Source organism: Reyranella sp., assembly GCF_004297405.1.
Taxonomy (GTDB): Bacteria; Pseudomonadota; Alphaproteobacteria; order Reyranellales; family Reyranellaceae; genus Reyranella.
Genome location: NZ_SCVC01000042.1, coordinates 51,336 through 65,179 on the forward strand (window position 1 = coordinate 51,336; position 13,844 = coordinate 65,179).

11 protein-coding genes are annotated in these 13,844 nt (G+C 64.1%); 9 read left to right on the plus strand and 2 right to left on the minus strand.

Annotation, left to right across the window (positions count from 1 at the left end):
* The 7 genes from hpnA to EPO50_RS26505 are packed head-to-tail and all read left to right on the plus strand — an operon-like array spanning position 1 to position 7,760.
* A complete protein-coding gene (hpnA, locus tag EPO50_RS26475; RefSeq protein WP_296349203.1) occupies positions 1–1,014 on the plus strand; it encodes a hopanoid-associated sugar epimerase in 1,014 nt (337 codons plus the stop codon).
* On the plus strand, positions 1,011–2,174 hold the full coding sequence (locus EPO50_RS26480) for a glycosyltransferase (RefSeq protein WP_296349205.1): 1,164 nt from the start codon (positions 1,011–1,013) through the stop codon (positions 2,172–2,174). Before hpnA ends, EPO50_RS26480 begins: the two co-directional genes overlap by 4 nt.
* Entirely contained in the window at positions 2,171–3,058 is an 888-nt protein-coding gene (hpnC, locus tag EPO50_RS26485; RefSeq protein ID WP_296349207.1) for a squalene synthase HpnC, read from the plus strand. Before EPO50_RS26480 ends, hpnC begins: the two co-directional genes overlap by 4 nt.
* Positions 3,055–3,900: a presqualene diphosphate synthase HpnD gene (gene hpnD, locus EPO50_RS26490; RefSeq protein ID WP_296349208.1), complete on the plus strand. Its 846-nt coding sequence runs from the start codon at positions 3,055–3,057 to the stop codon at positions 3,898–3,900. Before hpnC ends, hpnD begins: the two co-directional genes overlap by 4 nt.
* Positions 3,819–5,138, plus strand: coding sequence for a hydroxysqualene dehydroxylase HpnE (hpnE, locus tag EPO50_RS26495; RefSeq protein ID WP_367268064.1), 1,320 nt, complete (start codon positions 3,819–3,821; stop codon positions 5,136–5,138). Before hpnD ends, hpnE begins: the two co-directional genes overlap by 82 nt.
* Positions 5,139–5,148: 10 nt before the next feature.
* A complete protein-coding gene (shc, locus tag EPO50_RS26500; protein ID WP_296349210.1) occupies positions 5,149–7,098 on the plus strand; it encodes a squalene--hopene cyclase in 1,950 nt (649 codons plus the stop codon).
* Positions 7,095–7,760 (plus strand): phosphorylase, encoded by a 666-nt coding sequence (locus tag EPO50_RS26505; protein ID WP_296349212.1) that lies wholly within the window; start codon positions 7,095–7,097, stop codon positions 7,758–7,760. The genes shc and EPO50_RS26505 overlap by 4 nt, the downstream gene beginning before the upstream one ends.
* Here EPO50_RS26505 and hpnH read toward each other — a convergent pair.
* Positions 7,704–8,852: an adenosyl-hopene transferase HpnH gene (hpnH, locus tag EPO50_RS26510; RefSeq protein ID WP_296349215.1), complete on the minus strand. Its 1,149-nt coding sequence runs from the start codon at positions 8,850–8,852 to the stop codon at positions 7,704–7,706. The two genes, EPO50_RS26505 and hpnH, sit on opposite strands and share 57 nt — an antisense overlap.
* A gap of 11 nt (positions 8,853–8,863) precedes the next feature.
* The gene (gene ispH / locus EPO50_RS26515; protein WP_296349216.1) at positions 8,864–9,823 is read right to left on the minus strand and encodes a 4-hydroxy-3-methylbut-2-enyl diphosphate reductase; all 960 of its coding nucleotides are present in this window, start codon (positions 9,821–9,823) and stop codon (positions 8,864–8,866) included.
* 505 nt (positions 9,824–10,328) lie between these two features.
* Between ispH and EPO50_RS26520 the strand changes: the two genes are divergently transcribed.
* Together EPO50_RS26520 and EPO50_RS26525 are read left to right on the plus strand one after the other, a co-directional pair.
* Positions 10,329–12,935 (plus strand): MMPL family transporter, encoded by a 2,607-nt coding sequence (locus tag EPO50_RS26520; RefSeq protein WP_296349218.1) that lies wholly within the window; start codon positions 10,329–10,331, stop codon positions 12,933–12,935.
* Between the two features lie 2 nt (positions 12,936–12,937).
* Complete coding sequence (locus tag EPO50_RS26525; protein ID WP_296349220.1) at positions 12,938–13,729, plus strand: DUF1849 family protein; 792 nt, start codon at positions 12,938–12,940, stop codon at positions 13,727–13,729.
* The last annotated feature ends 115 nt before the right edge of the window (positions 13,730–13,844 follow it).

A 13,844-nucleotide genomic window follows, 5' to 3' on the forward strand; every position in this document is an offset into this window, starting at 1 on the left:
ATGGCTGCATCCATACGTTCGGGTGACCTCACTCTCGTCACAGGCGGATCGGGCTTTCTCGGGTCGGCCGTCGTGCGCGCGCTGATCGCGCGCGGTGCCCGAGTACGTGCGCTCGTCCGTGCAACGAGTCCCCGCGGTAACCTGGAGGGGCTGGGCTGCGATGTGGTGGTCGGCGATCTCACTGATCGCGAGTCACTGAAGCGGGCGATGAAGGACGTCCGTTACCTTTTCCATGTAGCGGCGGACTATCGACTGTGGGCGCGCGATCCGGCGGTAATCGTGCGGGCCAACGTCGAAGGCACGCTGAATCTCAAGCGCGAAGCGTTGCTCGCTGGTGTTGAACGCATCGTCTACACGAGCAGCGTGGCCGCGCTGCGGGTAGCCGGCGCGACCGTACCGGTCGACGAGACAGCCGCGCTTACCCCAGGGGAGGCGGTAGGCGCCTACAAGCGCAGCAAGACCATGGCCGAGCGCGCCGTCGAGGACATGATCCTGCGCGAGGGACTTCCCGCCATTATCGTCAATCCGACGACACCGATCGGTCCGCGCGATATCCGGCCCACGCCGACGGGACGTATCTTACTCGACGCGGCGCGCGGCAGAATTCCGGCCTTCGTCGACACGGGGTTGAACTTCGCGCATGTCGATGATGTGGCCGAAGGACATTTGCTGGCCTTCGAACGCGGCCGCATCGGCGAGCGCTACATCCTGGGCGGCGACAATCTCTCCCTGAGGGACCTGCTCGGCACCGTGGCCGGCCTCACCGGTCGTGTCGCCCCGAAAGTAAGGTTGCCGCGCCTGCCGCTCTACCCGCTCGCCGCAGGTGCGGAGTTCATGGCCCATCTCACCGGCAAGGAGCCGTTACTGACGATCGACGGGCTCCGTATGTCGAAGTACCGAATGTTCTTCACCTCGGCGAAGGCGGAGCGCGAGCTGGGCTATCGCAGCCGGTCCTACAAGGAGGGCGTCGCAGATGCTCTGGCTTGGTTCCGGAGTGCCGGATACCTCGCATGATCGTGTGGACGTGCATCGGCTTTCTGGCCCTGGCCGCCTGGCTCTACCTGCTCGTGGCTCGTGGCGGATTCTGGCGGGCTCGCGAGCGGGACGACGGGCCCGATATGCCGTTGCCCAGTCGCTGGCCAGCAGTGGTCGCGGTGGTTCCTGCACGCAACGAGGCGGACGTGATCGCGCGATCGATCGGGAGCCTGTTGCGTCAGGACTATCCAGGGTCTTTCCGCGTCGTACTGGTCGACGATGGCAGCAACGACGGCACGGCAGCCGCTGCATTGCAGATCGCAGGCTCGATGGGAGGCGAACGGCGCCTCGAAGTCGTCCAGGGAGCAGAGCTGCCGGCCGGCTGGACGGGGAAGATGTGGGCGCTGGAGCAGGGAATCCAGAAGGCCAGTATGTCGGGCGACCCAATCGACTATTACCTGCTGACCGACGCCGATATCGGTCATACGGCCGACAATCTCGGCAGCCTCGTTGCGCGCGCCGAGTATGAAAATCGGGTCCTCGTATCCCTGATGGCGGAGCTTTCCTGCACGAGCTGGGCAGAACGCTTTCTCATCCCGGCCTTCGTGTTCTTCTTCCAGATGCTCTATCCGTTCGCCTGGGTCGCACAAAGGGACCACCGCACCGCCGCGGCTGCAGGCGGCTGCGTGCTGGTGCGCCGTGATGCGCTGGAGCACGCTGGTGGCATTGCCGCAATCAAGTCCGAAATCATCGACGACTGCGCGCTGGCACGTCGCCTCAAGCGACAAGGATCGATCTGGCTCGGTCTCACCCGGCGGGCTACGAGCCTGCGTCCTTATGGCGGCTTCTGGAGCATCGGACGCATGATTTCGCGCTCCGCCTACGCCCAGCTCGGCTACTCCCCCTTATTGCTTGCTGGTACCGTGGCCGGGATGGGACTGATCTATCTCGCGCCACCGCTGCTCGCGCTGTTTGCCACGGGGCCGGCGCGCTGGGCTGGATTGGCGGCTTGGGTGCTGATGGCCCTCTCATTCCAGCCCATCGTGCGATTCTATCGGCTCATGCCGCTCTGGGGGCTGGCGCTTCCCGCCATCGGTGCCGCCTATACAATGTTCACCGTACAGTCCGCGCTTGATGTCTGGCGCGGCCGGGGGGGCATGTGGAAAGGCCGCGCGCAGGCCATCACGGGGGAGACGTGACGGTCGAGTTTGATTTCACGTCGGGCAAGGGCCACACGGACGAGAATTTTCCGGTTGCCTCGCGCCTAATCCGCGCGGAGCTGCGCCCGGCGATCCTTGCTTTCTATCGTTTCGCGCGGGCGGCGGATGACGTCGCGGACCACGAGACGGCGAGTGCCGACCAGAAGTATGCCGAACTCGATCGCATGGAAGCCGGATTGCGCGGCGATACCGATGCCAGTCGCGTAGGCGGGGCTCTGCGCGCAGAGCTGCAGAAACGCGGCCTGACCGACCGGCACGCGCTCGATCTTCTGGAAGCCTTCCGGCGTGACGTCGGCAAGCACCGCTATGCCGACTGGGCGGAACTGATGGACTATTGCCGCTATTCGGCGGCGCCGGTCGGCCGCTTCGTGCTCGACCTGCATGGCGAATCGCCCAGGACCTGGCCGCTCAACGATTCGCTCTGCGCCGCTCTGCAGGTGATCAATCATCTGCAGGATTGCGCAAAGGACTATCGCGAACTCGATCGTGTCTATCTCCCCCTGGACGTCCTCGCAGAGGTCGGCCTCCGCGTAGAGGCGCTTTCGGCCCCCCAGGCCTCGCCGAAGCTGAAGACGGTGATCGCGGGTCTCGCGCGACGGACCGGCACGCTGCTCGATCACGCGCGGCCTTTTGCCGATCAGATTGCCGACCGGCGTTTGGCCCTCGAAGTGGGGGCCATTCAGAACCTGGCGGAAAGCCTCACCCGTCGCCTTACGCGGCGCGACCCGCTTTCCCAGCGCGTCCATCATCGCCCAGGTGAGGCGCTCGTCCTGGCGATGTTCGGTGGCCTGCGCGTCGCCGGGCGGCGCCTGGGCCGGCTGTTCGGCCAGGGGCCGGCAAGCCTGCACGGAGGTCGCGGATGACCGATGCCGCGCAGGCCGATGCCGCAGAGTTCAAGGCCCGGATATCCGGAAGCTCCTTTTACACGGCCATGCTGCTCATGCCGAAGGCCGAGCGCCAGGCCATGTTCGCGATCTACATGTTCTGCCGGCTGGTCGACGACATCGCCGACGACGGCACTCGGCCGCGTCAGGCGAGGGCCGCGGCGCTCGCCGAATGGCGCAAGGACCTGGATGCGCTCTATGCCGGTCGCCCGGCCGGCCAGGCGGCTTTTCTGCAGGGCCCCGTGCGTGATTTCCGCCTGAGGCAAGCCGACTTCCTGGGCGTGATCGACGGGATGGACATGGATGTCGCAGCCGACATCCGCGCGCCCGATCTGGCGACTCTCGACCTCTATTGCAGCCGCGTCGCAGGTGCGGTCGGCCGTCTGTCCACGCGCATCTTCGGCATGAACGAGGCGCCCGGGCTCGAGCTGGCGCATCGGCTGGGCCACGCCCTTCAGTTCACCAACATCCTGCGCGACCTCGACGAGGACGCCGCGATCGGCCGCCTCTACCTGCCACGCGAGCTTCTGTCGAAAGCGGGAATTGTCACCGACGATCCGGTTGCCGTCATCGCGGATCCGAGGGTCGATGGCGCCTGCCGGGCGCTCGCCGCCCAGGCACTCGATCATTTTGAAGCAGCCGAAAGCGTATTGCGTGCTCGGCCCGGCGGCCATCTCCTGGCGCCGAGGCTGATGGCCGCCGTGTATCGGACGCTGCTGGGGCGCATGCTGGGCGACGGTTGGGCGCCGCCGCGCACGCGCGCACGAATCAGCAAACCGCATTTGCTCTACATCGTCGCGCGTTGCGCCGTGTTCGGATGACCTTGCCCGCGCGAGTTCACGTGGTCGGTGGCGGACTGGCCGGCTTGTCGGCCGCGGTGACCCTGGCGGACCGCGGCATTCCCGTCACCCTGTCCGAGGCCGCGAAGCAGGCGGGGGGACGATGCCGCTCGTTCTACGACGGGCTCCTCGACATGGTGATCGACAACGGCAACCATCTCGTGCTGTCGGGCAATGCCGCCGTCACCCGCTACATGCGCAAGATCGGGGCGGCGGACAGGTTGACCGGTCCCGGCCGTCCTGAATTCCACTTCCTCGATCGTCAAAGAGATCGGCGCTGGGTTTTCCGGCCCGATGAGGGGCGCTTTCCTTGGTGGATCCTCGATGCAGGACGTCGGGTGCCGGGGACGGCTCTGCGCGATTACTTGCGGCTTCTCGCCTTGATGCGTCGCCATCCCGGCCGCCGGATCGACGAAGTCATTCGCTGCGATGGCCCTCTCTGGGAGACGTTCCTGCGACCGCTCTTCATCTCCGCGCTGAATACCAGACCGGAGGAAGCGTCGGCCGACCTCGCGAGTGCCATCGTCCGCGAGACCCTGGCGAAAGGCGGCAGATACATGCATCCGCTCGTCGCAACGCCAACCCTTGCCGCCGCATTCGTCGACCCGGCACTCGATCGGCTGAACCGCACAGGAGCAGACATCCGCCTGGGGCGTTCGCTGCGGGCGGTCCGATTTGAGGGAAACCGCGCCGCCGCGCTGACTTTCGACGAAGGTGAAGAACTTTTGGGTCCGGAGGATCACGTGATCTTCGCGGTGCCGCCCTGGACGGCCGGGAAACTGCTGCCCGGTCTGAAGGTTCCCGACGCATTTCATGCCATCGTGAACGCGCATTTTCGGATCGCGCCGCCGGCAGGAGCGCCGCCCATGGTCGGGATGACTGGCGGCACGGCGGAATGGGTATTCGCTCTCGCCGACCGCATGTCCGTCACCGTCAGCGCCGCGGACCATCTCCTGGAGAGGGACGCCGACGACCTTGCCCGCATCTTGTGGCGTGACGTGTCGGCCGCCTACGGCCTGACGGCGCCCCTTCCGGCATGTCGGATCGTGAAGGAGAAGCGCGCGACCTTTGCCTCGACGCCGGCCCAGGCCGCCCGACGGCCGGGCGCGCGTACGGCCTGGTCGAACCTCTTCCTGGCAGGGGACTGGGTCGATACCGGCCTGCCGGCGACGATCGAAGGGGCGTTGCGGTCGGGTGAAGTGGCCGCTTCCCTCGTGTAAAGGCATGGCCATGGACAAGCTTGCGACGGCCACTCGACCTCTCGATGAGATCGAGGTCGACATCCAGCGCGCAGCCAAGGCATTGCTGCGCGAGCAGCGCGAGGACGGCCATTGGGTTTTCGAACTCGAGGCGGATGCGACGATCCCCGCCGAGTATGTGCTGCTGCGCCAGTATCTTGGCGAACCCGATGCACCGGAACTGGAACGCAAGATCGGCGTCTATCTGCGGCGGATCCAATGTGCGCACGGTGGCTGGTCTTTGTTCCATGGCGGTGCGTTCGACATCAGCGCGTCTGTGAAGGCGTATTTCTGCTTGAAGATGATCGGCGACAGTTCGGACGCGCCGCACATGGCAAAGGCGAGAGAAGCGATCCTGGCGCATGGCGGTGCACGGCAAGCCAATGTCTTCACTCGCATCCTGCTGGCCCAGTTTGGCGAACTCTCCTGGAACGACGTGCCGACCATGCCGGTGGAGATCGTGCTACTGCCGCGCTGGTTCCCCATCCACTTGTCGCGCATGTCCTACTGGGCGCGCACCGTCATCGTGCCGCTTCTCGTGTTGGCCGCCCGGCGCGTGCGGGCACGGAACTCCCGCAAGGTGGCCATCCGGGAGCTCTTCACCACAGGGAAAGCAGCCGACAGCCGGGCGGCTCATCAGCATCGGGGTTGGGCGACCTTTTTCAAGGGCCTCGACAAGGTGCTGAAGGTGGCCGAGCCGCTGTGGCCGAAATCATTGCGTCGCCGTGCGACCGACCGCTGCGTGCGATTTGTCAGCGAGAGATTAAACGGCGAAGACGGGCTGGGTGCGATTTATCCCGCCATGGCGAACGCGGTGATGATGTTCGATGCGCTGGGCTATCCGCCGGAGCATCCGGATCGCGCGACGGCCCGCCAGGCGATCGAGAAGCTGCTGGTCATCCGAAAGGACGAGGCCTACTGCCAGCCCTGCGTCTCGCCGGTCTGGGACACCGCGCTCGTGAGCCACGCCATGATGGAAGTGCAGGGCGAGGAAGCCTCTGCCGCGGCGCTGCGCGGCATGAAGTGGCTCGAGCCGCTGCAGGAGCTGGAGGTCAAGGGAGACTGGGCCGAACGGCGGCCAGACGTGCGTCCCGGTGGCTGGGCGTTCCAGTACCGCAACGCGCACTATCCTGATCTCGACGATACGGCCGTGGTCGTCATGGCGATGGACCGGGCCCGCCGCCAGTTCGCGGCGGGCGACGGCTACGATGAGGCGATCACGCGCGGCACCGAGTGGATTGCAGGCCTGCAGAGCGACAACGGCGGCTGGGCCGCCTTCGACGCCGACAATGTCGATCACTACCTCAACAACATTCCCTTCGCTGATCACGGTGCCTTGCTTGATCCGCCGACGGCTGATGTCAGCGCGCGTTGCATCAGCATGCTCGGCCAACTCGGCGAGACGCCCGCAAACCCCATGATGCGGGCCGGAATCGACTACCTCGAGCGCGACCAGATGGCGGATGGGAGCTGGTTCGGCCGATGGGGCGTCAATTACATCTACGGCACCTGGTCGGCCCTGTGCGCTCTGAACGCCGCCGGCTTCGATGCGGCGAGGCCCAGTGTGCGCAAGGCGATGGACTGGCTGATCGCGATCCAGAACGATGACGGCGGGTGGGGCGAGGACTGCACCAGCTACAAGCTCGACTACCGCGGTTACGAGCCCGCCGCATCGACGGCATCGCAGACAGCATGGGCGCTGCTGGGCCTGATGGCGGCAGGGGCAGTGGACCATCCCGCAGTGTCTCGCGGGATCGCCTATCTGCAACGTACCCAGGACGATACGGGGCTGTGGCAGCAGGATGCCTATACCGGCGGCGGTTTTCCCCGCGTCTTCTACCTGCGCTACCACGGGTACCCGAAGTTCTTCCCGCTATGGGCGCTGGCCCGCTACCGGAATCTGCGCCGCGCCAACAGCCGGCGCGTGGCAGACGGCATGTGACGATCCTCGCGGTCACAGGACTGAAGCGCGAGCGGCGGATCCTGGCTGGGCCCGGTGTGGAGGTCGTCACGGGCGGTGGCGATCATGCGCGTCTGGAAATGACTCTCGATCGGCTCGCGGCGGGCATGCAGGGCATCATCAGCATCGGCATCGCGGGCGGGCTGGCTCGCGGATTGCGCCCTGGACAATGGGTGCTGGCCAATGCCGTTCGACACGGTGACGACATGCTGCCGACCGACCCCGAGTGGACGGAGCGCCTGACCTCTCTCTTGCCGCAGGCGACCCGGGGCGTGGTGCTTGGCGTCGATGCTATTGTGGCCACAGCAGCGCAGAAGGCCGCGCTGCTCGGCGTTACCGGTGCGATTGCGGTCGACATGGAATCTCATGTCGCGGCCCGTGTTGCCGCGCGTCACGGCCTGCCGTTCGCTGCTGCGCGCGTCATATCAGATGCGGCGCACCGCACCTTGCCGCCGGCCGCCCGCGTAGGAATGCGTCGGGACGGCAGCGTCGATCTGCGGGCCGTACTGCGTTCCTTATTGGTCGAGCCCTGGCAGCTTCCGGCCCTCATCCGGACCGGGCTGGAAGCGGAGCGCGGCTTTCGCTCGTTACTCCGCGGCTACCGCAGTCTTGGCGCCGGACTTGGCAGTCCGAATGTCAGTTAGCTTCCGCTCGACATGGTCTGAGAAGACGAACTCTGCCCGGCGCTGACCCTGCAGGGGAATGTCGGTGGCCATTGGGCCTGTCGTGCGTACGCCACGCATGGCAACGCCCAGCGCCTTCAGGGGATGCTGGAACATGTCCTTCACCGCCGAGGCCTCGAAGCCGCAATGGACCATGCAGTCGGCACACTTTTCGTACTTGCCGACGCCGTACTTGTCCCACTCGGTGTCGTCCATGAGTTCGCGGAACGTCTTAACGTAGCCTTCGCCCAGCAGGTAGCAGGGCTTCTGCCACCCGAACACGGTGCGCGTCGGGTTCCCCCATGGCGTGCATTGATAGGCGGCGTTGCCGGCGAGGAAGTTGAGGAAGTTGATCGACTGGCTGAATGGCCATTTCCGGCCGCCGTTGCCCTTCGCCAGGATGCCGCGGAACAGTTCCTTGGTCTTGGTGCGGTTCAGGAAGTGCTTCTGGTCGGGCGCGCGCTCGTAGGCGTAGCCCGGCGATACGGTGATGCCGTCCAGCCCGAGATCCTGCATCTCGTCGAAGAAGGTCGCGACCTCCGCAGGATCGGCATCATTGAACAGCGTGCAGTTGATGCTGACCCGGAAGCCCTTCGACTTGGCCAGCCGGATCGCCTCGACCGCCTTGTCGTAAGTACCCTTCTGGCACACCGACTTGTCGTGCATGGCGCGATTGCCGTCGAGATGGATTGACCAGGTGAAGGAGGGGTGCGGTTCGTAGTCGTCGATCTTCTTGGCAAGCAACAGGGCATTCGTGCAGAGGATCACGAATTTGCGCCGGGCGAGGTAGCCTTTGACGATCTGCGGCATCTCTCGATGCAGCAACGGTTCGCCGCCCGCAATCGAGACGACCGGTGCGCCGCATTCATCGATCGCCGTCATGCAGTCGTCGTACGACAGACGCTGATCGAGAATCTCGGCCGGGTAATCGATCTTGCCGCAACCAGCACAGGCAAGGTTGCAGCGGAACAACGGCTCCAGCATCAGGACGAGAGGGTAGCGCTTGCGTCCGCTGAGATGCTGGCGAACAAGATAGGTGCCGATGCGGGCAGCCTGATGAAGAGGAATTCCCACGGGTTTGCTCGCTATTGCTCGGACGTCACGGTGACCTTGCGCGTCGACATCGACCTGAGTTCGGCGGGCAGCCGGAACTCGATATCCTCGCGTACGCCGTCCATTTGCTCGACCTGAACGTCGGCGTGTCGGCGTAGTGACTCGATCACATCCAGAACGAGTTCCTCAGGTGCCGAGGCTCCCGCCGTTAGGCCGACGGTGTTCACACCCGCTAACCAGGCCGCGTCGAGTTCGCTGCCGTCGGATATCAGGTAGCTGGGCAACCCGTGTTCGACCCCGATCTCGCGCAATCGATTGGAATTGGAACTGTTGCGGCTTCCGACGACCAGGAGCAGGTCCGCCACTTCGCACAATTCCCTGACTGCCGACTGGCGATGCTGCGTCGCGTAGCAGATGTCCGAGACATCGGGCCCCTGGAGATCAGGGAACCGCGCCTTTAATGCGGCAATGACCCCGCGAGTATCGTCGACGCTGAGCGTCGTTTGGGTGACGTACGCCACGGCCGTGTCGTCGGGTAGATCGAGTTTTGCAACATCGTCCACCGTGGAAACCAGATGAACCTTCGCGCGTATCTGCCCCATGGTGCCTTCCACTTCCGGATGGCCCGCATGACCAATTAGGACCAGAGTCCTTCCGTTCGCGACATAACGCTTGCCCTGAAAATGGACCTTCGACACGAGTGGGCAGGTTGCATCGAGAACCGGCAGGCCCCGCGATTTCGCCTCGTCGATTATCGACTGCGCCACACCATGGGCGCTGAAGATAGTCACGGCGCCATCGGGAATCTCTGTCAACTCGTCGACAAAGATGGCCCCCATTCGCTCGAGCCTTTCGACGACGTGCCGATTGTGTACGATCTCATGCCGAACATATACCGGCGCGCCGAATTTCTCGAGCGACCGCTCCACGATCTCGATTGCCCGTACAACCCCCGCACAAAAGCCTCGGGGTTGAGCCATTAGGACTCGCATTCAGATCAACTCCTCAATGGGGGCAAGCAGTCGCTAGAGGTCGATATTCCCGAGCTGTTTTGCAAGGAGCGCAATAACTTCACTCGGAGCTAGCGGGCCAACCAGAGAAGTCTGCACCAAAGAACTGGAGCATTTGCAGACACTACTAATTGTCCGCTACTGTGGCCTTGGACGCAAGCCTTCGGATTGCTTTTGAGGGGGCCCGCAGCTCCCCAATGCAATCACTACCGAAGAAAGTTGAGATAGATCGCGAATAGGCTCTCTTGCAATGTGCATGCCGCCTGTTCAGCGATCAAGCGCTGAGAACTTGTCCATGACCGTACAATCCAGGACACCGCTCCTCGCAGGCTGCCGGGATCACACCTGCATCTTCAATGAATACGCCTCCTTTGGAGGAGGTGGCCAGTGTGCCGACGAATTCGCACGTGGCCTGCTGACCCGCCCTGGCTTGAGCAAGATGACTTCTTGGAACATTGCCGGTCTGCCGGCCATAGGTTGCTAACTAATGCTGAGTTCCCTGGTCGGCCGCCTAGTCGCTGCCAGCGCGCGATATCCGCTGATTGTCCTCCTGGTCACTGGGGGATTGTCGGTTGCCGCGCTTCTGTATGCGGCGAGTCACTTTGCCATGACCACCGATACTGCGGAGCTGATTTCGACAAAGCACGAATGGCGACAGCGGGAACTGGCGTACGAGGCGGCATTCCCGTCGTTGCAAAGGCTCACGATCGTGGTGATCGATGGGGCGACACCCGAACTGGCGGAAGATGCGGCAACGCGCCTTTCCAAGGCACTTGCCGGTAACCCTAAGCTGTTCCACAGCGTGCGGCGACCTGACGGCGGCTCGTTCTTCGATCGCAACGGGCTACTGTTCCTCCCGGTTGAAGAAGTAAGGGCGACGACCGAAGGGCTGCTTCGTTCGCAGTTCTTCCTGGCATCGACTGCCGCCGACCCGTCGTTGCGCGGTGTCTTGGCCTCGCTCACCGCGATTCTCGAAGGTGTGCGGTATGGGCAGGCGAAGCTGGCCGATGTCGAGCCCTTGATGACGGAACTCGCAACTACCTTCGACAAGGTAATGGCCGGCGAACCTGCCTATTTTTCGTGGCAGACCTTGATGAGCCGCGGCCAGGCGAGACCTCTCCAGACGCGACGTGTCCTCGTCGTCCAGGCGGTCATGGACTACAGGGCACTCCAACCCGGCGCGGCCGCGAGCGATGCCATTCGAACAACGGCCCGAGAACTTGGCCTCGGTCCAGCCAATGGTGTCAGCGTTCATCTGACCGGGCCAGTCCCTCTCGGGGACGAGGAGTTCGCGTCACTGGCGGAAGATTGGCACCTGGTTACGGCCGCGATGATCGCGGCTCTGCTGGGGATTCTGTGGCTGGCGGTCCGCTCGGCCCGCGTCGTGTTCGCGATCCTCGCGACGACGGTGCTGGGACTGATCATCACCACGGGCCTGGGGCTGCTGGCGACCGGTCGCTTCAACCTGATATCAGTCGCATTCATCCCGCTCTTTGTCGGACTGGGCATCGATTTTAGCATCCAGCTCAGCGTGCGCTTTCTCGCCGAGCGACGCTTCCATCCCGAGATTCGCGCTGCGCTGGCCGCCGCAGGCCGGGGAGTAGGGTTGCCCTTGGCGCTCGCCGCTGCCGCCATCGGCGTTGGTTTCTTCGCTTTCCTCCCGACCAGCTATATCGGCGTGGCCGAACTCGGCACCATCGCCGGACTTGGCATGGCGGTCGCCTTTGTCCTCAGTATTACGCTCTTGCCGGCGCTGCTCAGCCTTTTCCGCCCCCGAGCCGGCGGCATGGAGGAGGTGGGCTACGCCGCGCTCGCGCCGGTCGAGGCATTTCTCGGACACAATCGGCGTGTCGTCTTGGCTGTTGGCCTTGTCCTGGCGGTCGTAGCAACGGCGCTGCTTCCGCTTCTGCGTTTTGATTTCAATCCCTTGCATCTCAAGAGTCCTACGGTCGAATCCATGGTGACGCTGCGGGATTTGACGTCGGATCCGAGCTGGACGCTCAATACCATTAACGTCCTGGTGCCATCGCTCGCCGATGCGCAGCCGATGGTGCGCCGGCTCGGCGAGCTCCCGGAAGTTGCGCGGACGGTCACTCTCCAGAGCTTCGTGCCCCAACAGCAGGAAGAAAAGCTTGCGATCATCCGCGAGACTGCTGGACGTCTGGCTCCGATCCTTGGCGCGAAGCCCGTTTCGCCTCCATCCGACGCGGAACTTGTGCAAAGCCTCGCGGCGACATCGGCAGCATTGACACAGGCGGTGACGGCAGGCGAGGCGTCGGAGTCCGCCATCCGGGCCGCACGTCGGCTCGCGGATGCGCTGGGGCGTCTGCGGCAGGCGGCGCCGGAAGTTCGGTCGCGTGCAGCCGCAGTGGTCGTGACGCCTCTCGGTGTCATGCTCGACCGGGTCCGCGCACTCCTGCAAGCTGGCCCTGTTACTGTCGAATCGCTGCCGGCCGACCTGGTCGCCGACTGGCTAACCAAGGATGGCCGCGCGCGCATCCAGGCCTATCCGCACGCAAATCAGGAAACGGATGAGGCGCTTTGGCGTTTCGCCCAGGCCGTCCAGAAGATCTCACCTGACGCCACGGGCGTGCCCATCTCGATCCGCGCCGCGGGTGACAGCGTAGTGACCGCTTTCTTGCAGGCAGGCACGTACTCAGCCATTGCCATAATCGCAATACTACTGATCTCGCTGCGCCGTGTGTGGGACGTCTCGCTCACCATGGCGCCTGTTTTCCTGAGCGGGCTGCTAACCTTTGCTACCTGCGCCGTCCTCGATCTGCCGTTGAACTTTGCCAACATCATCGCCCTGCCGTTGCTGTTCGGGGTTGGCGTCGCCTTCAACATCTACTTCGTGATGGCATGGCGGGCCGGCGAGACTGCGCCGCTGCAGTCGAGCCTGATGCGAGCCGTCGTCTTCAGTGCACTGACCACCGCCACGGCGTTCGGCGCGCTATGGCTTTCGAGCCATCCGGGCACGGCCAGCATGGGGCGCCTGCTGATGCTTTCGCTCGGTTGGGAGCTTCTCGTAACTTTGCTGTTCCGCCCCGCGCTGCTTGCGCGTCCGGCTTCGCCGGAAGGTGGGAAGGGCTGACGATGAAGGCTGCTCGGCCCTTCTTGATCGTCATCGTCGGGCTTTTGGTCTCGCACGTCGCAAGTGCGCAACCCCAACCACATCGTGCCGAGTACTCGTTGCGTTTGGGTACTGCCGCGAATGCACCTCGCGTGGGTACGGCAGTTCAAGACCTTACTTCAGATTGCAATGTGTGGCGGATTCAGCGCCGCATCACTTCCGATGTGTCCCTGACTCCTTCTTTCAAGGTCGATCTCGCCTTCCGGTCCGAGGGTGAAGAAGACGGACAGGGGAAAGGGTTGCGCTACAGCACTTTCCAGTTCCTGAATGGCGCAGAGCATCAAACGAAGGGTACCCTTCGACGGACTGACGGCGAGATCCAAGGGGAGATTGCGACGCGGGAGGGCACAGAGCCGGTCAGCTTGCCGCCGCTGACGATGCTGCCTGTGGCTGCGCTAGGACACTTGGTCCACCGCTTGGCCGAAGGCGCCAATTCATTCTCGATGACGTTGTTTGCTGCAGAAGCTGCCGCAGCTTTCCTCGTCGATGTGGAACAACTGCCGTTGAGCGCGTTACCGCCAGCCCCACCATCCCTGGTGCCACCCACTTCGCCACCGACTGGCCGATCTTGGGGGGTGCTCATGACTGTGACCCGCGCCGGCGCGCAGGATGGAAAGCCTTCTCTTTCCATGCGTGCCAGAGTTTTCGAGTCGGGGGTTCTCGATCAGATCGTCGTGGTCGCCGGCCCGGCAATTATCGCTGCTCATCTTCGTGCTTTGGACATGCACAAGGAGCGCGGATGCAGCGGTGGTTGAAGCGGTTGGGGCGCAACGGCGAGGCGTGAGTCGAATGCTATCTGGCTAAGGCGGCACACACCAATCTCTTTGGCTTTGGCGGCAACCACGCCGCCGTTTGTCTCGTTTCGCTGCA

Bases quoted from the DNA above. Each gene is read 5' to 3' on its own strand.
- hpnA (WP_296349203.1), top strand. From the start codon at position 1: ATGGCTGCATCCATACGTTCGGGTGACCTCACTCTCGTCACAGGCGGA.
- EPO50_RS26480 (WP_296349205.1), top strand. From the start codon at position 1,011: ATGATCGTGTGGACGTGCATCGGCTTTCTGGCCCTGGCCGCCTGGCTC.
- hpnD (WP_296349208.1), top strand. From the start codon at position 3,055: ATGACCGATGCCGCGCAGGCCGATGCCGCAGAGTTCAAGGCCCGGATA.
- shc (WP_296349210.1), top strand. From the start codon at position 5,149: ATGGACAAGCTTGCGACGGCCACTCGACCTCTCGATGAGATCGAGGTC.
- ispH (WP_296349216.1), bottom strand. From the start codon at position 9,823: ATGCGAGTCCTAATGGCTCAACCCCGAGGCTTTTGTGCGGGGGTTGTA.
- EPO50_RS26520 (WP_296349218.1), top strand. From the start codon at position 10,329: ATGCTGAGTTCCCTGGTCGGCCGCCTAGTCGCTGCCAGCGCGCGATAT.
- EPO50_RS26525 (WP_296349220.1), top strand. From the start codon at position 12,938: ATGAAGGCTGCTCGGCCCTTCTTGATCGTCATCGTCGGGCTTTTGGTC.